Source organism: Ensifer sp. Root423 (assembly GCF_001426275.1).
GTDB lineage: Bacteria > Pseudomonadota > Alphaproteobacteria > Rhizobiales > Rhizobiaceae > Ensifer > Ensifer adhaerens.
In genome coordinates this window covers 389,288-409,733 of record NZ_LMEG01000023.1, presented here as the reverse complement: position 1 = coordinate 409,733, position 20,446 = coordinate 389,288, and the positions used below count along the sequence as shown (strand labels likewise).

Annotated in this window: 22 protein-coding genes; 11 read left to right on the top strand and 11 right to left on the bottom strand. The window is 62.9% G+C overall.

The genetic code is table 11. From position 1 onward, the window contains the following. The first annotated feature begins 2 nt into the window (after positions 1–2). From ASD01_RS21350 to ASD01_RS21330, 5 genes are all read left to right on the top strand, one after another. Positions 3–1,403 carry an NAD(P)/FAD-dependent oxidoreductase gene (locus ASD01_RS21350; RefSeq protein ID WP_060529068.1) on the top strand — a complete coding sequence of 467 codons (1,401 nt, stop codon included), beginning with the start codon at positions 3–5 and terminating at the stop codon, positions 1,401–1,403. A 34-nt stretch (positions 1,404–1,437) separates the two neighbouring features. Beyond that, positions 1,438–3,213 (top strand): sulfoacetaldehyde acetyltransferase, encoded by a 1,776-nt coding sequence (gene xsc / locus ASD01_RS21345; protein ID WP_060644367.1) that lies wholly within the window; start codon positions 1,438–1,440, stop codon positions 3,211–3,213. 73 nt (positions 3,214–3,286) lie between these two features. Beyond that, the gene (locus ASD01_RS21340; protein ID WP_034790424.1) at positions 3,287–4,324 is read left to right on the top strand and encodes a YeiH family protein; all 1,038 of its coding nucleotides are present in this window, start codon (positions 3,287–3,289) and stop codon (positions 4,322–4,324) included. Beyond that, on the top strand, positions 4,324–5,334 hold the full coding sequence (gene pta / locus ASD01_RS21335) for a phosphate acetyltransferase (RefSeq protein WP_060529069.1): 1,011 nt from the start codon (positions 4,324–4,326) through the stop codon (positions 5,332–5,334). Before ASD01_RS21340 ends, pta begins: the two co-directional genes overlap by 1 nt. Before the next feature lie 152 nt (positions 5,335–5,486). After that, complete coding sequence (locus tag ASD01_RS21330) at positions 5,487–5,915, top strand: cupredoxin domain-containing protein (RefSeq protein WP_156623674.1); 429 nt, start codon at positions 5,487–5,489, stop codon at positions 5,913–5,915. Positions 5,916–5,988: 73 nt separating this feature from the next. On the opposite strand, the gene ASD01_RS21325 is transcribed toward ASD01_RS21330, so the two are convergent. After that, positions 5,989–6,582: a TetR/AcrR family transcriptional regulator gene (locus ASD01_RS21325; protein WP_051659196.1), complete on the bottom strand. Its 594-nt coding sequence runs from the start codon at positions 6,580–6,582 to the stop codon at positions 5,989–5,991. 139 nt (positions 6,583–6,721) lie between these two features. Between ASD01_RS21325 and ASD01_RS21320 the strand changes: the two genes are divergently transcribed. Further along, positions 6,722–7,207 (top strand): hypothetical protein, encoded by a 486-nt coding sequence (locus ASD01_RS21320; protein ID WP_060529071.1) that lies wholly within the window; start codon positions 6,722–6,724, stop codon positions 7,205–7,207. Between the two features lie 64 nt (positions 7,208–7,271). Here the strand turns inward: ASD01_RS21320 and ASD01_RS21315 are convergent, their stop codons facing one another. The 6 genes from ASD01_RS21315 to ASD01_RS21295 all read right to left on the bottom strand — a co-directional run bounded on the left by ASD01_RS21315 (position 7,272) and on the right by ASD01_RS21295 (position 12,236). Next, positions 7,272–7,910 (bottom strand): LysE family translocator, encoded by a 639-nt coding sequence (locus ASD01_RS21315; RefSeq protein ID WP_060529072.1) that lies wholly within the window; start codon positions 7,908–7,910, stop codon positions 7,272–7,274. A gap of 124 nt (positions 7,911–8,034) precedes the next feature. Then, a complete protein-coding gene (locus ASD01_RS21310) occupies positions 8,035–9,240 on the bottom strand; it encodes an MFS transporter (protein ID WP_113187759.1) in 1,206 nt (401 codons plus the stop codon). Between the two features lie 265 nt (positions 9,241–9,505). Beyond that, entirely contained in the window at positions 9,506–9,916 is a 411-nt protein-coding gene (locus tag ASD01_RS36225) for an MFS transporter (protein WP_200953457.1), read from the bottom strand. Between the two features lie 52 nt (positions 9,917–9,968). Continuing rightward, the gene (locus ASD01_RS36220) at positions 9,969–10,652 is read right to left on the bottom strand and encodes an MFS transporter (RefSeq protein WP_200953459.1); all 684 of its coding nucleotides are present in this window, start codon (positions 10,650–10,652) and stop codon (positions 9,969–9,971) included. Between the two features lie 339 nt (positions 10,653–10,991). Continuing rightward, positions 10,992–11,273, bottom strand: coding sequence for a DoxX family protein (locus ASD01_RS21300; protein WP_060529073.1), 282 nt, complete (start codon positions 11,271–11,273; stop codon positions 10,992–10,994). 225 nt (positions 11,274–11,498) lie between these two features. Beyond that, positions 11,499–12,236: an SDR family oxidoreductase gene (locus tag ASD01_RS21295; RefSeq protein ID WP_060529074.1), complete on the bottom strand. Its 738-nt coding sequence runs from the start codon at positions 12,234–12,236 to the stop codon at positions 11,499–11,501. Positions 12,237–12,349: 113 nt separating this feature from the next. Here ASD01_RS21295 and ASD01_RS21290 point away from each other — a divergent pair, with 113 nt between their 5' ends. Then, the gene (locus tag ASD01_RS21290) at positions 12,350–13,252 is read left to right on the top strand and encodes a LysR family transcriptional regulator (protein ID WP_034790410.1); all 903 of its coding nucleotides are present in this window, start codon (positions 12,350–12,352) and stop codon (positions 13,250–13,252) included. Between the two features lie 15 nt (positions 13,253–13,267). Here the strand turns inward: ASD01_RS21290 and ASD01_RS21285 are convergent, their stop codons facing one another. The 4 genes from ASD01_RS21285 to ASD01_RS21270 form a co-directional block, all read right to left on the bottom strand. After that, complete coding sequence (locus ASD01_RS21285) at positions 13,268–14,167, bottom strand: LysR family transcriptional regulator (RefSeq protein ID WP_034790409.1); 900 nt, start codon at positions 14,165–14,167, stop codon at positions 13,268–13,270. A 315-nt stretch (positions 14,168–14,482) separates the two neighbouring features. Continuing rightward, complete coding sequence (locus tag ASD01_RS21280) at positions 14,483–14,842, bottom strand: Atu4866 domain-containing protein (protein ID WP_060529075.1); 360 nt, start codon at positions 14,840–14,842, stop codon at positions 14,483–14,485. Further along, positions 14,839–15,330: a carboxymuconolactone decarboxylase family protein gene (locus tag ASD01_RS21275; RefSeq protein ID WP_090297369.1), complete on the bottom strand. Its 492-nt coding sequence runs from the start codon at positions 15,328–15,330 to the stop codon at positions 14,839–14,841. The genes ASD01_RS21280 and ASD01_RS21275 overlap by 4 nt, the downstream gene beginning before the upstream one ends. Before the next feature lie 512 nt (positions 15,331–15,842). Beyond that, on the bottom strand, positions 15,843–16,229 hold the full coding sequence (locus ASD01_RS21270) for a LysR substrate-binding domain-containing protein (protein ID WP_060529076.1): 387 nt from the start codon (positions 16,227–16,229) through the stop codon (positions 15,843–15,845). Between ASD01_RS21270 and ASD01_RS21265 the strand changes: the two genes are divergently transcribed. From ASD01_RS21265 to ASD01_RS21250, 4 genes are all read left to right on the top strand, one after another. Further along, positions 16,228–17,097 carry an alpha/beta hydrolase gene (locus ASD01_RS21265; RefSeq protein ID WP_060529077.1) on the top strand — a complete coding sequence of 290 codons (870 nt, stop codon included), beginning with the start codon at positions 16,228–16,230 and terminating at the stop codon, positions 17,095–17,097. The two genes, ASD01_RS21270 and ASD01_RS21265, sit on opposite strands and share 2 nt — an antisense overlap. 151 nt (positions 17,098–17,248) lie before the next feature. Then, positions 17,249–17,941, top strand: a complete 693-nt coding sequence (locus ASD01_RS21260; RefSeq protein WP_210337640.1) for an alpha/beta fold hydrolase — start codon at positions 17,249–17,251, stop codon at positions 17,939–17,941. A 371-nt stretch (positions 17,942–18,312) separates the two neighbouring features. Continuing rightward, entirely contained in the window at positions 18,313–19,287 is a 975-nt protein-coding gene (locus ASD01_RS21255; protein ID WP_034790394.1) for an ABC transporter permease, read from the top strand. A 77-nt stretch (positions 19,288–19,364) separates the two neighbouring features. Continuing rightward, positions 19,365–20,366, top strand: coding sequence for a substrate-binding domain-containing protein (locus ASD01_RS21250; RefSeq protein WP_034790392.1), 1,002 nt, complete (start codon positions 19,365–19,367; stop codon positions 20,364–20,366). Positions 20,367–20,446: the final 80 nt, after the last annotated feature.

Below are 20,446 nucleotides of genomic sequence, written 5' to 3'. Positions count from 1 at the left end.
CCATGCAACTGCGCGCCACACCCTTGAAGCCAGAAAGAGAGCCGTTTGACCCGGCCTATGACCCCAACCATGCCCGCAGCCCCGGCACGGGCAAGGACTATGCGCCGACCTACTGGATCGGCACTGCCGGTCCCGAACCGGAGGACGACGGTCCGATCACGGGCGATATCGATGTCGATGTTGCGATCATCGGGTCCGGCTATACCGGTCTCTCCTGCGCCATTCATCTGGCGCGCGAGCACGGCATCAAGGCAACGGTTCTGGAGGCCAATGGCGTCGCCTGGGGCTGCAGCACCCGCAACGGCGGGCAGGCACAGATTTCTGCCGGCCGCCTGAAGCGCTCGCAATGGATCGCCCGCTGGGGCGTGGACGTTGCCCGCAAGATGCATGCGGAGATTTCCGAGGGATTCGACCTCTTTCGCTCTCTCGTCCGCGAGCCCGAAATCGACTGCGATCCGCAGGATGGCGGCCATCTCTATATCGCCCACCGCGACAAGATGCTGCCGGCGTTGCAAAGCGAGGTCCGCGTCCTCAACGATACCTTCAGCTATCGCGCCCGCATGGTCTCGCGCGACGAGATCCACCGCGATTTCGTTCGCGACGAGGAAGCCCGCGGGGCGATGTATGAGCCCGATGGCATGGGCATCCATGCCGCCAAGCTCGCCTTCGGTTACCTCAGGCTTGCCCGCAAGCTGGGGGCAAAGGTGCATACGTCGAGCCCGGTACTTGATTGCACCGCCAAGGGCGGCATGCATTACCTGACGACGCCTGGCGGAACGGTGCGGGCGCGTGCCGTCTGCATTGCGACGGCCGGCTACACGTCACCCGGCATGAACGCGCTCACCCGCCACCGACTGATGCCGATCCTGTCGAACTCGATCGTCACTCGGCCGCTGACGGAAAGCGAGCAGAAGGCGCTGAACTTCAAGGCGCGCATCCCGCTCACTGATACGCGGACGCTGCGTCACTACTATCGCATGCTGCCGGATGGCCGGGTGCAGATCGGCAGCCGCAGCGCCATCACCGGACGCGACGCGAGCAATCCGAAGCATCTCGAGCTTCTGCTTGCCGGTCTCTACCGCAAGTTCCCGGCACTCCGCGGCATCGACATCGACTACTCCTGGTGGGGGTGGGTGGATGTCAGCCACGACATGATGCCGCGCATCTTCCAGCCGGACCGGAGCCAGAGGCTGTTCTACGCCATGGGCTATGGCGGCAACGGCGTGATGTATTCCGCCCAGGCCGGCCGTCGCATGGCCCAGATGGTCGCCGGCAAAGGCGGCGGCCTCGACCTTCCCATCTTCACTTCGCCTCTGCCGGGCCACGGGCTTCTGACGCCGTTCCGACGGCTCGGCCAATGGGGAATGTACCGCTGGTACTACCTCCGTGACGAGATCCTCTAACTCTCTGAAATAATACCAGGAAAGGAACCACCCCATGAAAATGACCACCGAGGAAGCCTTCGTCAAAGTTCTTCAGATGCATGGCCTCGAACATGCCTTCGGCATCATCGGCTCGGCCATGATGCCGGTGTCGGACCTGTTCCCGAAGGCCGGCATCAAATTCTGGGACTGCGCCCATGAGACCAATGCCGGCATGATGGCCGACGGCTTCAGCCGCGCCACGGGCACGATGTCGGTCGCGATCGGCCAGAACGGCCCCGGCGTCACCGGCTTCATCACCGCGATCAAGACCGCCTACTGGAACCACACGCCGCTTCTGATGGTCACGCCGCAGGCGGCCAACAAGACGATCGGGCAGGGCGGTTTCCAGGAAGTCGACCAGATGGCGATGTTCGAGGAGATGGTCTGCTACCAGGAAGAAGTACGCGATCCCTCGCGTATCCCTGAAGTCCTCAACCGGGTGATCGAAAAGGCCTGGCGCGGCTGTGCGCCGGCGCAGATCAACATTCCGCGCGACTACTGGACGCAGGTGATTGACGTCGACTTGCCGGCGATCGTTCGCTTCGAGCGCCCGGCTGGTGGCCCGCAGGCGATTGCCGAAGCGGCCAAGCTTTTGTCCGAGGCAAAATTCCCGGTCATTCTCAACGGCGCCGGCGTCGTCATCAGCAATGCCATCTCCGATTCCATGAAGCTCGCCGAGCGTCTCGACGCGCCAGTCTGCTGCGGCTACCAGCACAATGACGCCTTCCCGGGGAGCCATCGCCTGTCGGTCGGCCCGCTCGGCTACAACGGCTCGAAGGCTGCGATGGAGCTGATCTCCAAGGCCGATGTTGTCTTGGCGCTCGGCACGAGGCTCAATCCGTTCTCGACGCTTCCGGGCTACGGCATCGACTACTGGCCGAAGAACGCCTCGATCATCCAGGTCGACATCAACGCCGACCGGATCGGGCTTACCAAGAAGGTGTCGGTCGGCATCTGCGGCGATGCCAAGCAGGTCGCCCGCCAGATCCTGGAGCTGCTCTCGCCGTCTGCCGGCGATGCCGGCCGCGAGGAGCGCAAGGCCGCGATCCACCAGACCCGCTCGGCCTGGCAGCAGCAACTCTCCTCGATGGATCACGAGGACGATGATCCGGGCACGGAATGGAACGAAAGCGCACGCTCGCGCGAGCCGAACCGCATGTCACCGCGCCAGGCCTGGCGTGCGATCCAGGCGGCCCTGCCGAAGGAAGCGATCATCTCCACCGACATCGGCAACAACTGCGCGATCGGCAATGCCTATCCGACCTTCGAAGCGGGCCGCAAATATCTGGCGCCGGGCATGTTCGGCCCCTGCGGCTACGGTTTCCCGTCGATCGTCGGCGCCAAGATCGGTTGCCCTGATGTGCCAGTGGTCGGTTTTGCCGGTGACGGTGCCTTCGGCATCTCGATGAACGAGATGGGCTCGATCGGCCGCGAGGGATGGCCGGCGATAACGATGGTGATCTTCCGCAACTACCAATGGGGTGCCGAAAAGCGCAACACGACGCTCTGGTACGCCAACAACTTCGTCGGCACGGAGCTCAACCCCAACCTCTCCTACGCCAAGGTGGCTGAAGGCTGCGGCCTGAAGGGTGTTGCCGTTAATACGACGGCGGCGCTGACTGAGGCGCTGTCTACTGCGATCGCCGACCAGAAGAAGGGCGTGACAACCTTCATCGAAGTCATCCTCAACCAGGAGCTCGGCGAACCCTTCCGCCGCGACGCGATGAAGAAGCCGGTGCCCGTTGCCGGTATCGATCGCGCCGACATGCGCCCCCAGAAGCGGGCCTGATCCTCGATTACGTCAAGCCCCGCCCGGTACCCCGGGCGGGGCGAAGCCACCCGCAGATGACCGGAACAGAACCATGACCTTCGTCGCCTCCGTCCACGAACGCTTCCGAAGCGTACCCTCCGGCTTTGCGGCCTACTGGCCTGGCTTTGCCGTTACCGCGGCGGTAGCCGTCGCTGCCCAATTCCTTTCCGACCACTACGGCGCGCCGGCCATGCTCATGGCGCTCCTGCTCGGCATCGCCTTTCACTTTCTGTCCGAGGAAGGGCGTTGCGTCGCCGGCATCGATTTCTGTGCCAAGAAAGTGCTGCGCATCGGTGTGGCGCTGCTCGGCATGCGCATCAGCGTCGACCTCCTCATCGGGCTTGGCGCAAGCACGATCCTGCTCCTCATCTCAGCCATCGCCGCGACCATCGGCTTCGGCCTGCTTGCCGCAAAGCTTCTCGGGCGTGGCTGGCGGCTAGCGCTTATCACCAGCGGTTCGGTCGCAATCTGCGGAGCGTCTGCAGCGATGGCGATCGCAGCCGTTCTTCCAAAGAACGAATTTTCCGAGCGCAACCTGATCTTCACCGTGCTTTCGGTCACCGTGCTCTCGACACTTGCGATGATTGCCTATCCGATCCTCGCCCAGACCATGGGGCTCGACGCGCGCGCCACGGGCATCTTCTTCGGTGGCACCATCCATGACGTCGCGCAGGTCGTCGGCGCAGGCTTCTCGGTCTCGCCGGAGGCGGGCGAAACGGCGACGCTCGTCAAGCTGATCCGCGTCACCATGCTGGCGCCGGTCGTGCTCATCTTTTCGCTGTCACTGCGCAAAGTACCGCAGCCTGAGGGAGAGACCGGTAAGCGCCCGCCGCTCTTGCCCGGCTTCGTCGTCGCCTTCCTGATCTTTGCAGCGCTGAATTCCTTCGGTTTCGTGCCGGAACTGGTGGCCAAGGCCGGCATGGAAACGTCGCGCTGGGCGCTGCTTGCCGGCATCGTCGCCGTCGGCATGCGCACGTCGCTTCGCCGCGTGCTCGATGTCGGTGGCGACGCCGTCGCGCTGATCGTCGCCGAAACCGTCTTTATCGCTCTCTTCATCCTCGTCGGCATTCACTATCTGGGGCACGCCTGATGAAACCGCTCGATCGCATTATCGAGGCCGCTAAAGCCGCCCCGCGCCATATCGTGCTCGCCGAGGGCGAAGACCCACGCATCGTCGAAGGCGCCTTGCGCGCCGTGCGCGCCGGTATCGCCAAGATCACGCTCGTCGGCGACAGGAAAATCGTCGCGGAGGAGTTGCACGCCGCCGGCGGCGCACCAGACGAAATCCGCATCGAGGATCCGACTTCGTCTGCGCTGACTGAGCACCTTGCCGTTGCCTACCACGATCTCCGTCGTAGCAAAGGTGTCGACGAAGCGGCCGCGGCAGCAGCCGTACGCTCGCCTCTTGTCTTTGCGGCCATGATGGTCCGCGAGGATCAGGCAGACGGAACGGTCGGGGGCGCTGTCGCCACCACCGCCGATACCGTGCGCGCCGCACTCCAGACCATCGGCCGGGCACCGGATGTCGGACTGGTGTCGAGCTTCTTCCTGATGATGCTCTGCGCGCCGCACCACGAAAAGAAGGGCGCCTTCGTTTTCGCCGATTGCGGGTTGGTTGTGGATCCTGACGCCACCGGCCTTGCCGATATCGCCGTGACCTCGGCACGCTCCTACGAGGCGCTCTCCGGCAAACCGGCGAAGGTGGCGATGCTCTCGTTCTCGACGGCCGGCAGTGCCGCGCATGAGCGCGTTTCGAAGGTGGTGGAGGCGACGCGCCTGGCCCATGCCTCAGCGCCGGGATTGGTGATCGACGGGGAATTGCAATTCGACACCGCTTTTGTCGAGGCCGTCAGCGCGGCAAAGGCGCCGCAATCGGCGCTGCATGGCGAGGCCAATGTCTTTGTCTTCCCCAACCTCGACGCGGCAAACATCGGCTACAAGATCGCCCAGCGCATCGGCGGCGCCACCGCCATCGGCCCGATCCTGCAGGGGCTTGCGAAGCCTGCCAACGATCTCTCGCGCGGCTGCAACGCCGACGACGTCTTCCACATGATCGCCGTCACAGTCGTTCAGGCGTCGGACAGGAAGTCGGCCGGCTAAGTAGCGCAAGTGACAGCGAACCGCCTTGCCGGTTGAGCCTTGCAAAGCTATCACCTTTGGGTCGAATTGGACCATCGGCGGTCCATCGACTGTCGACCTAAAGGAGAGACCGAACAATGACTTGGGCGTCAAGGATCATCGTCTTTCTTACCATGGCCTTCGTATCGTCGGGTATGGCAACAGCAGAGGAGGCCGCGTCGCCTGACGATGATCTCACGATCCTATTGAGGGCGGATAAGGGCGCGCTCACGCTCGAATACCGCAAGCCAGGCCAACGTCTCGTAGATGATCCCACCGTCCAATGCGCCGTTGGCGCTCGGTTCACGCTTCCCGCCGGCGCGGTGGTGAACCTCGAACTCGTCTCGACGGACATCGTCTATAGCTTCGAAGTACCGGGCTATGTCGAGCAGGTAGATCTCGTGCCCGGCCTCGTGAATTATCGGCAGATCGAGACGCCTGCCGAAACCGGCCAGGCCGACGGCGTGCTTCAAGTGCACCCTGATGGTTTGAAGAAGGCCATCGCAGTGCGCTTCAACAAAGAGCAAAGCGCTTTCGACGCCCGAATGCTGTGCGCCAACTAGGAGCACGATCTTCTCGCAGCGAAACCTTCGTGTTCGCGGCGGAGCAAAGCTCGGTTGCCGCGCAGGCTGTCGGTCACGACGTCATGATGAAGGGCCGGCATGTCTCCGGCGGCAGGCCATCAAGTACAAGTTTTCGGAACGCAGCGTCGACTTCCCGGGGAGGCATTTCCGGTCGCTCCTCCAGCCACCAGCGCAGAACGGCGTTGAACGTGGAGACCATGTGACGGATCACGAGGTCACGCGGAAGAGCGGCATGCATCGTGGCGGGGAGCGACTGGCGAAGGACCTCCGCAAGCACCCCGTCAACCGCATCGCGAACGATGCCGCCTCCGCGTCCGCCGGCAAGTGCGACCTGGATGTCCGCGTGTTCGGCGACATGCTCGAACAAGGCGCGGCTGGGATCCCACGCCTCTTCTCGCTCCCGCTCGCGTGGCGATGAGATCGTCTTGTCTTTTGCAGTCACCAGCAGATCGCGCAGACGCTCCAGACTGCGTTTCAGAAGGTCGTCTTTCGACGTGAAGTGCGCATAGAACGTCGACCGCCCGATATTCGCCTCGGTCAGGATGTCTTCGACGGTGATCAGTTCGTAGTGCTTGCGGCGTATCAAGGCGAGAAGAGCTTCACAGAGCGCCGTGCGCGTTCGGGCCACGCGTCGATCGATCGGCAAGTTTGTTCTCCTTTTTCCGAACGAGCGCGCGTTGCAGTCCCATTCGGTACACGAGGCGCCCTTCTGTTTCGCAACTTCCGAACACCGTGTTCCGGATCGTGCTAGCCGAATGTCGTCTAGTCAACATCGAGGAACAGCCATGGTTGCGCTTTCTGCAACGTCCCCTCTCTCTTCCCCATTTCGAAAAGCGGGTGCCTGCGCGCTTTTCCTGCTCACCCTGACGAGCGTGCATCACGCCTATGGCGCCTACATCTATAAAACACCGTGGCGTCTCCATATCGTCCAGTTGGCCGTGCCGGCGGCAATAGTCATTGTGGCCGCCCTGTTCGTTGGCCGGTCGAGGAGCGGGACCACAGCTGGACGTGTCGCGACCTGGCTGGCCGCCCTTGTCGTGCTCGCCTTTCCGGTCGCAATGATCGGCATCTACGAGGGAGGCTGGAACCATGTGGTCAAGAACGCCGCCTATTTCGGCTTCGGAACAGATGCAGCACGGTCCCTGTTTCCCGAGCCCGTGTACCGGTTGCCGGATAATTTGCTTTTTGAATTGACGGGGATCGCCCAATTCCCGCTCGCCGTCATCACCGCGCTGAATACGCTCGCCCTGTTGCGGCGTCCCGTCCGGTGATCGGATTTAGGTGCCGGCGGCCGCGCCGGTCGTTCGGATAAGGCAACGCTGCGAACAAGCGCCGTCAGGCGATTGTTCGTGCGCTATCCGTCATCAGCTTCAGCCCGAGTGCGCCCACCACGGCGCCGGCGGCGCGGTCGATCCAGGTCTTGGAGCGCAGGTAGACGACCCGCGGGCCGTGGGAGGAAAAGCCGAGGGCGACGATTGCGTACCACGCGAACTCGTTGATGAAGAGCAGCGGGGGCAGGGCGAGAAGCATCCAGGTAGGCGCCGGCGACGGCAACAGCGCGGCGAACATCGAGGCGTAGAAGATCGCCGTCTTCGGGTTGGAGATCTGAACGAAGAGCCCCCGCAGCAGGGATTTCCAGAGCGTGCTCGGCTGGTCGGCGGGTGTCTCGGCAATCATTATCTTCTGCGGTGCGGCCCGCCAGATGCTTATGCCGATCCAGGCGAGATAGGCGCCACCGGCGAGCCTCAGGAGGATGTTGAGCCATTCAACCTGAAGAAGGATCGCCGTCAGGCCGGCGACCGCAATACAGGCGAAGAAAAAGCCGCCAATGCCCATGCCGACCGCTGCCATCAATCCATCGGCGCGGGACCGTGCGATCGCGATCCGCGACACCACGATGAAGCTCGGCCCGGGGCTCATGGCTCCAAGCAGGAAGACGCCCAGGATGGAGGCAAGAATTGCAAGTTCATGCATGTCACTATCCTCTCTTTAGAACGCTGCTGCCGTCGACGCAGGGCGAGTATGAAACGCGTTGCGTCATCCCACAATCGGGCATGTCCGCTCCCGCTCTCTCCGTGGAGAGAGTGGGAGACGTTCGTCAAGAATGACCTTCCTCGATCTTCGGGAGGAACCACGCGAGAAGCCCCGCAAGCGGAAGGAACGAGCAGATATAATAGACCGTTTCGACGCCGTAACTATCGGCCAGTATCCCGAGAAGCGCTGCCGCAATGCCGCCGAGACCGAAGTTCAAGCCGTAGAACAGCCCGCCGATAAGCCCGATGCGGTTCGGCAACAGCTCGATGGCGTAGATCAGGATCGATGCGAAGGCGCTTGCCATGATCAGGTTGATCATCACCGTCAGCACGCCGGTCCAGAACAGATCGGCATGTGGCAGGATCAGCGTCAGGGGAAGCGGCCCCAGAACCGAGATCCAGATGATCCGGTAGCGCCCGATGCGATCGCCGACAATCCCTCCGATCAGTGCGCCTGCGGCCGAGGCGAGCAGGAAGATGAACAACATCATCTGTGCGGAAGGGATGGAGAGGCCGAACTTCTCCATGAGGTAGAAGGTGTAGAACGAGCGGAAACTTTCGCCATAGGCGTTCTTGGTGAACATCAGCAGCGTCAGGACCACCAGAGCGGCGCCAATCGTCGCCGGCGCGTGGCGGATGCTGCCCGCCCTCTTGCTGTCCGCCCGCAGCGCCATGAATGCGGCGCTGATCTCCCGCTGCTTGCCGCCGATCCACGCGAGAAGCACCATCGCCAGCAACGCCAGGGCGGCGAACCAGGCGAGGCTCGGCTGCCCCCAGGGAACGATGATCACCGCGGCAAAAACCGGACCGAGTGCGCCGCCTGCCTGGCCGCCGACCTGAAACAGTCCCTGCGCCAATCCCTGCCGGCCGCCGGCGGCATAGCGCGCCATGCGCGTGGCTTCCGGGTGGAAAATGGACGACCCGATGCCGATCAGCGCGACAGAGACAAGGATCATGGCATAGCTATCGGCAAGGGCGAGGCTGACCAGGCCCGAGAGCGTGAACATCATCCCGACGACTGGCGAATAGGGGGCGGGGTGTTTGTCCGTGACCATGCCGATCGCCGGCTGCAGCAGAGACCCGGCAATCTGGAAGGTCATGGTGATCATGCCGATCTGCACGAAGTCGAGCGCATAGGCGTCCTTCAGGATCGGATAGGCGGCCGGGATCAGCGACTGCATGAGGTCGTTGAGGAGATGGGTGACCCCGAGAACGACCAGGACGGCCAGATGCGTCTTCGGGCGTGTCACGGCAGGGATGGCGACTGTCATGGTTGATTTCTTGACTCCAGGATGCCGTGAAACGGCCTGCGGCGATGCCGCGCGGCGGGGAGCTTATGCATCCTCCGATAGGCGGGCAACCACCGGATGACGCTGCGCGCGAAAAAATGAGCTGTCGGGGCGGGAGGTTAGGCTCGCACGGGCACTTTCTTGGCCAACCTTCCTCTGAGGACGCCCCGGAGCTTGCCGGCAAGGCGCGGTTCTTGCTCCGCCGCCTCGTTCGCCCCGACTCAGGCCTCCCCCCGCGAGACAGGTCTCACGGCGCTGTCGGCTTTCGGGTGGCAAGGTCCGCGATCGCGAGGAAAACACCGATCGCGAGGAATACGGCAAGGACCAGCGCCGCTCCAGTTGCACCCGTCACGTCGAGCTGCATCGCAGCAAGCGGCAGCACGGCCAGGATCGTCAGGTTGTTGAGGCTTTCCGAAAGCGAAAGCACCTGACCTTTTTCCTCTCCGGCGAGGCTCGCAAGAATGGCGGTGCTCGTCGGTGCGGCGAGCCCCAAGGCAAAGCCCCATGCCGTCAGGAAAACGAGGTCTCCCGTGAACGACAGGGGGTTGAGCATGAAGCCGCCGACCGCCGCACTCAGGAGGAACAGCGCAACGATCAGCGTGCGATTGTCACCGCGAAACAGCCGTGCGGCTCGGCCGACGCCGAGGTTGCCAAGCAAGAGTCCCAGACCGAAAGCCGAGATGGAGACGCCGGTGGCCCCAACGCCGAAGTCATAACGAAGCCGCAGGACCTCGCCGGCAAGAAGGAAACCGCCGACAGCCGTTCCGTTCCAAAGGCCTTTCGCGGCCAGGGGGCGGATCAAATTGCCACGGCCGAGCCAGACAGGACGCCCCATCTTCGGCACTGGGGGATTTCCCGCCCGGGCGGGAATCGCACTCCGGGCTATGGCAACTGTCGAGGCAGCCGGCGGCAGTCACCAGGAAAGGCGCACGCCAATCGAATGCCTCCGTCAGGACGCCGGCGATGACCGGCCCCGAGACGATGCCTGATGTCATGCCTATCATCGCGGCGGATTGTCGGTGCGCGGGGATGATGTCTGCCACCAGGGCAAAGGCCGTCGGAATCAGAGCCGCCGACGCCAGGCCGCCGAAGACCCGCAGGACGATCGCTGCCCCGAAGCTCGGCGCGATCGTCAGCGCGAGGCCGTCAATCGAGAACAGAACCAGCGACACGAGCAGAAGTCGGCGACGGTCTATGCGATCGGAAAGGTAGCCGAAGATCGGCGCGGCCACGGCATAGGAAAGCGCGTAGCTGCTGACGAGCCATGCGGCGTGCGCCGGCGTCGTCTCGAAGGCCACGGCCAGGGGCGAAAGCATCGCCGACAGCATGAACTCGGTCGCGCCGACAAAGAAAACGGCAAGCGCGAGGGTGGGCAAAATGAAGCGTGAGGGCACGGATTATCGTCCTTGAGCTTGAGAAGCAGGAGAGAACCGGCGCGCGAAGACGTCTAGCCCGTTCGTGGCGCCGGAAGGATCGAAGCGTTTTTTTTGGGGGGGGAGAGTGTCGGCGCTGCGGACCCCGATGGTTCGGGTCATGGCGATGCGAATGAATGCTCGCCTAAGCTGAATACGACAAGGAACCTCTAGCAAAGAGGTTTAGGGAACACAACAGTTCTTCCCGATCGGTATCCGAAACGAACCGCTGGGTGGCCAGCCGCGCTATCGCGCGACCGGCCCATTCAGGCGCTCGTGGTCAAGGCAGACCCTGGCCTCACATGATCTGCGGTGGAACGCTCAGACCTGCCGGTCAATCGGCCGGTCCAGCGCCCAGCGTCCGATCCCATGGGCGCTGAGATAGGCAAAGACGCCGATCCATACCGTCGAAAGCTGAAAGCCCGTGCCGCGTGGGATCATCACCACAACCAGAATGACGATCATCTGGATGAAGAGCATGAAGGCGAGGGGGCGGGTCAGAAGCCCGAGCGCAATTGCGATACCGCCGAAAAGCTCCAAGGCGATAGTCAGATAGGCGAGCGGCCGGATCGAGGCCCCGACTCTGGAAAAGCTCGATGTCACGGGGCATGTCGCCGTTGAAGAGCTTTTCCCAGCCGAACCAGCTCATGACTTCACCCGTCGTGATCCTCAGCATCAAGTAATGCGACAAAGGCCGCGGTGAGGTTGAAGATCAGATAAAGTCCGGTGCTGCTCCCAGATCCGGCAGAACCATGGCATGCGTGGTAGCCTGTGTCACGGGAAGTTCCTTCCATGAATGAGCATTCGTTGTGAGGAGATGCGTGCGGCTCAGCACATGCCGCCGTTTGCCCGGATGACCTGGCCATTGATCCACGCGCCTTCCGGTCCGGCGAGGAACGAGACGACACGGGCGATATCCTCGGGGTCAGCGAGCCGTTCGAGGGGGTTCATCTTTGCCATGCGCTCCAGCAGTTCAGGGCTCTTTCCGCTCAGGAACAGCTCCGTCGCGACAGGCCCGGGGGCGATCGCGTTCACGCGAATTCCGCGGCCACGCATCTCTTGCGCCAGCACCTGGGTCAGTCCTTCGACCGCCGCCTTGGTGGCAATGTAGATGCCATAGGTCGGCAGGCGCATTCCAATCACGCTCGACGAGACGTTGATGATCCGGCCGTCGTTGCGCAGTCGTTTCGCCGCCTCGCGGCAGACGTTGAACGCGCCCTTCAGGTTTATCGCGATGGTATCGTCGACGACGTCGTCGGTGACGTCGGCAATCGGTGCAAGCTTCATGATGCCGGCGCTGTTGACGACGACGTCCACCCCGCCGAAGGCTTGCGTGGCCGTGTCGAACATCGCGGCAACCGCGCCGGCGTCGCTGACATCCGCTTGAATGACGCGTGCGTCGCCACCGCCGCCGATGATTTCGTCCGCGACCGCCTTGGCCGCCTCAGTGCGTCCCGCATAGTTCACGACAATCTTGAAGCCGTCACCGGCGAGGCGCCTGGCGATTTCCGCCCCAATGCCCCGCGACGCTCCGGTAACCAGCGCGACCTTGTTGCTGTTGCTCATGTGCCAAGCCTTTCAGGTGTTCCGTCTATTGATCGCGAGGAGGATACGCCTAGCATGAGAGAAGAAAAAATGCATAATTTGCAGGAGATAAATTACTGAAAGTATGAGTTGTCATGACGTTTGATGCGCGCTTGCTCAGCGGGATCGGAGTGCTTTCAGCAGTCGTCGAGGCCGGCAGCTTTGCACGGGCCGGTGAAGCAATGGGGTTGACTCAGCCTGCGGTCAGCCGCGCAGTGGCCCGATTGGAGGAGCGCGTCGGCATACGTATTTTCAATCGAAGCGCCCGGGCAATCTCGCTGACGGACGAGGGGCGGCGCTTTTATGAACTCGTCGCGCCACTTCTTTCGGCAATCGAGGAGGCCGCGATCATGGCCGGCGGCACCAAAACGCACGTGCGTGGCAAGCTGCGGATCAATGTCGATGGGACCTTCGGGCACTTCGTGCTCGCCCCGAGGATCAATGACTTTCTCGAACGCTATCCGGAACTGTCGGTCGAGATCTTCGTGCGTGACTCGATCGGCGATTTTGTCGGCGAGGGGACGGACGTTGCCGTACGCTTCGGCGAGCCTGGCGCCCATTCGATGCATACGGAGCTGCTGCTGGAAACGCGTGTGTTCACCTGCGCGTCGGCGCAATACCTAAAGAAATATGGCAGGCCGCAAGTGCCAGCCGATCTTTCGCACGGGCACCAATGCGTCCTCATCCGCGACCCGGCGACCGGGCGCCCCTTCGCCTGGGAGTTTCAGAGCCGTGGCGAAGCCATACCGTTCGCGGCGACCGGCCGGGTCATGGTCAATGACACGGGCTCACTGATTGCCGCCTGCCGCAGCGGCGCGGGGATCGCGCAATTGCTCGAGATCTATGTCAGGGACGAATTGTCGGACGGCGATCTGATCCAGATCCTGCCGGACTGGTCAGAAGAAACCTTTCCGCTCCATGCCTATTATCGCCGCTCGGACCTGATGCCTGCAAAACTCCGCGCCTTTCTCGACTTCGTACGCGAGATCGTCGCTTAGCCGCTTCGGATCGCTCTATCCCGCGTTGGGCCGCCACCGCACATGCTCGATGAGCGCGCGCAGCTTCGGCGCAAGGTTCCGTCGATTGGGAAAGTAGAGATAAAAGCCCGCGAACGGCGGGAAATAGTCCTCGAGAAGCGGCACCAGCTGTCCCGCAGAAACATAGGGTCTGAAGGTTTCCTCCATGCCGAAGGTGATGCCGCCTCCGGCGCAGGCGGTCCGGATCATCAGCGACATGTCGTTGGTGGTGATCTGCGGGTTCACCGCCACGTCGAACTCGCGCCCATCCTTGCCGAACTCCCAGCGATAAGGTGCAGTTTGAGGCGCCGGACGCCAGCCGATGCATCGGTGCTGGGCGAGGTCCGACGGTTGCATGGGCTTGCCGAAGCGTTCGATATAGGATGGCGCCGCGACAGCGGTCTGGCGTTGCTCGGCCGATACCGGGACTGCGATCATGTCCTGCTCGATGACTTCGCCGAGCCGCACCCCGGCATCATAGCCTTGGGCCACGATGTCGAACTCCTCGTCCGTGACGGTCACATCGATCTGGATCGTGGGGTAGGCCTCGGCAAAGCTTGCGAGCAGCGCCCCTGATATAAACCTTTCGGCGATCGAGGACACCGCCAGCCGCAACAGCCCGGTTGGGGCCATGTCCCGGTCGGCTGTGGCGTCCAGGGCCAGGCCGACCTCCGCGAGGGCTGGGGCAACGCGCAAGTAAAGTTGCGCGCCAGCCTCCGTAAGGCTGACGCTGCGTGTCGTCCGCTGCACGAGTGCAACGCCGAGCCGATCTTCCAGCCGCCGCAGAGACTGGCTTACGGCCGATCGGGTAACGCCCAGATGCTCGGCAGCCGCGCGAAAACTCCGCGCCTCGGCGACGGCCATGAAGACGGAGATGGCATTAAGATCGACGGCCATTGGACGGCTCAACTTACCAGTGTCGGTGTGATTGGGCAGAGTGATGATGCAATCTTGGCCCGCCGATCGACAACCTTCAAGGCATCAAAGAATGTCGCCGCGAGTTCTACCGCGCCTGTGATCGCCTCCAGAAGGCCTGCCGCGATCGCAAGAGCCCGGCAGAGCCTTCACTTCTTCCCCACCTCCCGCGCGAGAAACGGCGCAATGGACATGCGGCCGCAGAGGCGGGGCGGGAGACACGCGGCAACCATCATTGGCACCAAAGGATCGGGGCGATCCCGGTAACGACGGTCTTCACGTGCTCCCCTTCCGCAATCACCTTTCGCGGTAAAACACCATGCCGCCATGGTGCAGCACGTCATCGATGAACTCGCCATCGGCCGTGAAGCCGGTGTCATCCCAGTAGTCGATCTGGTTGCCGGTCACTTCGTAGCGCCCCTGATAGGCGCTCTTTCGGTTTCCGCGCGCCTCGTCATAACGGCCGTTCGGCAACAGTTCCTGGCGGATCCGCCCGTCCTCGGTCACCCACATGCCGACATAGGGATGATCTGCTTGCTTGCTTTGAGCCTCGCTGCTCATGACGTCCTCCGCGACGGCTTGACGGGAGATCGGCGCGTCGGCAGATGCCAGACCGGCAACAAGGGTGGCGGCGGCAAGCTTGGGGAGATTGTTCATGGCTGCTCTCCCGCAGACTTGTCCTTGCCCGCTTCGGCCCGTTCGGCAAAGAGCTGCGACAAGGATTGCGAGGCAGCAATGGCGCGGGGAAATCCGGCCGGAACGGTTACCATGTAGATGATTTCCTTGAGTTCATCCTCGGAAACACCGATGTTGAGCGCGTATCCGGCATGGACATTCATCAGCTCCGTCAGGCCCATCGCAGCGAAGGCGGCGACCGCTGCCAGTTGCCGCGTCCGGTTGTCGAGACCCGGGCGAGCCCAGACGTCGCCAAGGGCATAGGCCTCGGTCGCATCGGCAAGGAAGGGAAACTCCTGCCGCATCCGTTCCAGGTTGGGCTGCGTCACGCCATTGTTGAGGGTCCGGATGACGGCGGCGCCGCGTTCGCGACGCTCCTCCAGGGATTGGGCGAAGGCGACCTCCGGCGAAAGGCCCAGGAAAACCGCCGTACCTGCGGCTGCGAATTGCGATTGAATGCGATCAAGCACGTTTCTCTCCTCGATAGATTGTCTGTTGGGACATCCGACGATCGCGAACGTCGCCGTTCCTCCGGCTATTCGATGCCGGGGAGGGCGCGACAAGCGCGCGTCCTATCCGCGTCTGCTGAATTTGGGGGAGGCGCTGTCATTCGGAGCGCCGAAAGTCAGCGGGCCCTGTCCAGTTCCTCCTCCGTCTTGCGTTGCAGTGTCGACGCAAAAGGTAGGCGGGGAAGATTGGAACGATAAGACGCCGATTTCGATCCATACTGGTAAATCTGACTAACCAGTCGGAATACTGTTCGGTGGCACGCTCATCGCGACCATGTCAGTTATGACAGGCCAATTTTGTTCTCTCGGGTACGGGCCCTTGGCGTGATTGCGGCGGCACCACCGTTTGACTTCGAAATCACTTACAAGAACGCGCCAGCCTCGCGGCTCAGCGTGTCGATCAGCAGGCAGACACCGGGCAGCATGCCGCGGCTCGCAGGATGTATCAGCGAAATATCCAGTCCGGGGCCGGCTCAGCCAGGCAATATCTGTATGGCGGTTCCCTCGGCGACCATCCTGCGGCCGATGACGGTTGGCAGGCGGCCGATGCCGATCCCGGCCTCGATAGCCTCCGAGATGGCGCGGACGCTGTTGGCACACATGCGCGGCTTGAACTCAACCTTCACCGGGTCTTGCGCCGCATGGTGGAGTGTCCAGGTCTGGCTTTCGCCCGGTGCGATCTGCTCGCCGATCAACGGATAGGTTGTTAGGTCGGAAGGCAGCAGTGACATGCCGTGCGCCGCGATCAGCGCCGGTGCTGCAAAGATAGACGCTTCGGTGCGTCCGATCTTGCGGGCGATCAGGGACGAATCCTCGAGATTGCCGATCCTCGGGAACGTTCCGCCTCTCGACCTCGGCATGGACAATCTCCAGATGATCCGCAACGCCCAATTCCCGCCGGCGCTATCGCCGCCGGCCGTGCAGCCACAGGAACGCTTCATCGCGGGCGGCGAGGGAAATCCGAAGCTGCGGGCCGTCGTTCTCGATCCGGCGCCGGAGCGCCCGAACAAGCCGGCAATCCTGCATCTGCACGGTGGTGGACTGGTCGTTGGCAAGCCCGAAGTCGCCGTTCCCGAACTGCAGCAATTGTCCGCGGAACTGGGCGCGCTTATCGTTTCGATCGACTACCGCCTTGCACCCGAGCATCCGTTCCCGGCTGGGTTCGAGGACGCATACGCGGCGCTCGGCTGGCTGCATCAGGCTGCGGTCGAGCTTGGCGTTGATAGGAAGCGGATCGCCGTGATGGGCGAGAGTGCCGGCGCCGGACTTGCCGCTGCCGTCTCGCTCCGGGCACGTGACCGCGGCGAGTGGCCGATCCGCTTCCAGTTGTTGCGTTATCCAATGCTCGACGACCGCACTGTGTTGCGCTTGCCACCGGCTCACGTCGGAACCTTCATCTGGAACGCGCAGTCGAATGCTTTTGGCTGGACTTCCCTGCTCGGTCGCAAGCCGCTGACGGCGGAACCACCGGCGGAGGCGGTTCCGGCACGCGCCGTCGATCTTGCCGGCCTGCCATCCACCTGGATCGGCGTTGGCACACTCGACCTGTTCGCACAGGAATCGATACATTTCGCATCCCGTTTCGTCGTGGCCGGCGTGCCGGTCGAAATGTCCGTGGTTCCCGGCGCCTATCACGGCTTCGACACGATGGTACCGCAGGCGCGCATCTCGGCGGATTTCATCGCCGGCTGGAAATCGGCGCTGAGCCGATCTTTGGAAGTCGACTAAGGGGCAGGCGCACTGCACGGTTCGCGCCGCATGACTGCCAGGGCGCAAGAGGCTTTCCGCCCGAAGGCGGCATCTCGCTTGACGACCGCCGCCATTTCTTCCGATAGGGTCAATCTACGAGCAGGTGTGCGGGGAGGTGGCGACTGTGGCAATGCTCTTTGTTCCGGGCTTCATGCTCGACGCCGATCTCTGGCGCGATGTGGTTCCCGCACTCGGCGAGTACGGTCCCGCGACCTATGCCGACCTGTCGCAAGACGGCTCGATCGAAGCCATGGCCCGTCGCACGCTGATGGATGCCCCGGATCGCTTCATACTCACCGGTTTCTCCATGGGAGGCTACGTCGCCCGGGAAATCGTCCGGCAGGCGCCCGACCGGGTGACCGCACTGATCCTCATTGCCACGTCCGCGCGCGGCGACAGCGACGTCGAGCGCCAGCGAAAGGCTGTCGTCGCCGGGCAGGCCGCTGGCACGGCATTCAAGGGGCTCAGCCGATCGGCTATCCTCTCGTCCCTGCACCCCGACAATGCGGGGCGGACCGATATCCTCGATCGCATCCAGGTGGCAGGCCATCGAATGGGAGGCGACGCCTTTCGCCGACAAGCTCTCATCGAGCGGAGGGACGAACGGGACGCTCTGGCGTCGATCCAGTGCCCAAGCCTGGTCATTGCCGGCGAAGAGGATCGGTTGAGGTCGCGCGCCGAAACGCTGGAGCTTCACAATGGGCTCGTCGGCTCAAGCTTCGAGGTCGTCGCCGACACTGGCCACATGGTCCCGATGGAAGCGCCGCAACGCCTCGCCACCATCATTCGGGAATGGCTCGCTCAACAGAAGGCCGAAGCGTAACGCGCCCGAGCCAAACTCCACCGTTCGCCTCCCGTTGTCACCCAATTCTTGCCGTTTGCAGCCCTGGCCGTTCCAAATCCGGCGGGTGTCACGCTTGGGCTGAGGACGCTTTGGCAGTCTCGCCAAGCAGGACGTTCCACGGAGGAGAAGGATAGCAACCCGGCATTTCCGCTCACCCTCCACTTCGGTTACAGGACAGCTAGAAGAACGCTGTTGACAAAACACACCGATGACTGGCAAATGTCAGAAATGTACAGAGGACGCGGGTTGTCGGTTGGTTTCAGGGGAGACAGGAGCCTGGAGCCGAAGAACCGGGAAGCATTTCCGTCTGCACAGATGCCAGCATGGGAGGGGACATCGTGGCTTTTCAGATGGATCGGCAGCTCGGCTTTCTCGCCACTGTGAACGTTGCCGCCATTGTCGCCGGTGCGATACTCGTCGGCGCGAGTTTCGTCGAGCTCTATAACTTCCAGTCCATGGCGTCGCAGGTCCCCGAACTGGGGTTCCTCGCCCTTGGCGTCATGCTGGCCATGATGTCCGGCAACGGCGGCATCGACCTTTCCGGCATCGCGCTTGCCAATCTCTCGGGCGTTGCCGCCTACTACTTTCTGCGCGACGTGATTCCCGCCGACGAGGCTCCGCTTCTCTTCACCTGGAGCCTGATCGGCTTAGCGCTTGGCGTCGGCCTTGTCGGCGGCATGCTGAACGGTTTCCTGATCGCGAAGGTTGGATTGACGCCGATCATCGCCACGCTCGGCACGCAATTGCTCTTTACCGGCCTGGCGATCGTTCTCACCAATGGTTCGGCGCTCAGCATCGGCTATGTCGAGCCGCTCGACGATTTCGGTAATGCCACGATCCTGAGCGTGCCCCAATGCTTCGCTCTGTTCCTGGTCGTCGCGCTCGCGATCGGCGCCATCCTGCGTTTCACGCCCTTCGGCCAACGTCTGCTTCTGCTCGGCAACAATGCCAAGGCCGCGCGCTACGCGGGCATCCCGGAAAAGCGCATCCTGTTCCTGACCTATACGGTTTGCGGGCTATTGGCGTCGGTTGCCGGCATCGTCATTGCCGCGCGCACCTCGAGCGTGAAGTGGGACTACGGCACCTCCTATGTCCTCATCGCTATCCTGATCGCCGTCATGGCCGGGGTTCGCCCCGAGGGCGGCTATGGGCGAGTCATCTGCGTCGTGCTTTCGGCAACGTCGCTGCAGATGCTCTCCAGCCTCTTCAACTTCATGAACATCTCGAACTTCTTCCGAGACCTCGCCTGGGGCGTTCTTCTGCTCGTTTTCATCGCCACCTCCGGCTTCGACTTCAAAGCCTGGTTCAGGGCGGCCCGCAGCTAACCCCGTTTCCGCCAGGGCCGGGCGCGAGCCTTCGCGCGTCACAGCTCTTTCCTTTCGAAGGCGCAATGGGAGGAACTATGCCTGATTTTCGTAAAATTGCCGCCTGCACCGTGGCTCTCAGCACCATCTGGAGTGCCGCGGCTGCCATGGCCGAGGAGAAGCCGAGCATCGTGACCGTCGTCAAGGTCACCGGCGAGAATTGGTTCACCCGCATGGCCGAGGGCGTCGCCGCCTATGGCAACGACAACGATACGGTTGCCACGAGCCAGATCGGCCCGGGCAAGGCGGATGCCGCCCAGCAGGCACGCCTGATTGAGGACCTTGTCGCCAAGAAGGTCAGCGCGATTGCCGTCGTGCCGATGGATGCGTCGTCGCTCGAAGGCGTGCTGAAGCGCGCCGCCCAGCGCGGCATCAAGGTGGTGACCCACGAGGCCGACAGCATGAAGAACACGCTCGTCGACATCGAAGCCTTCGAGAACAAGGCCTTCGGCGCCCGCTTCAACGAGAAGATCGCCGAGTGCATGGGCAAATCAGGAAAATGGACGTCCTTCGTCGGTTCGCTCGGCAGCCTGACGCATGTCCAGTGGGCTGACGGCGGCGCTGAAAACGCCAAGAAGTACCCAGAAATGGAGCTGGTCTCGGAGAAGAACGAATCCTTCAACGACGCCAACCGCGCCTATGAGAAGGCCCGCGAGATCCTGCGCAAGCACCCCGACATCAAGGGCTTCCAGGGCGGCTCCGCCATCGACGTCATCGGCATCGGCCGCGCCGTCGAAGAGGCCGGCCTGCAGGACAAGACCTGCGTCTTCGGCATCGGCCTGCCGAAGGATACCGGATCCTATCTTGAATCCGGCGCCGTCGATGGCATCAGCTTCTGGGATCCGAAGGATGCCGGCTACGTCATGAACAAGGTGGCCGACATGGTCATCAAGGGCGAAGAGATCAAGGACGGCATGGATCTCGGCGTGCCCGGCTACGAAAAGGTGACGGTCAAGAAGGGTGCCGGTGACGGTATCATCGTCGTCGGCGAAGCCTGGGTCGACGTCGACAAGTCGAACTACGGCAAATACCCGTTCTGATTGGTTCTGCCGACTAATACCGTCGCGCCATAAACCGGCGCGGCGGCGTGTCCCTCGAACGCCCTCATGCACCATCAGGA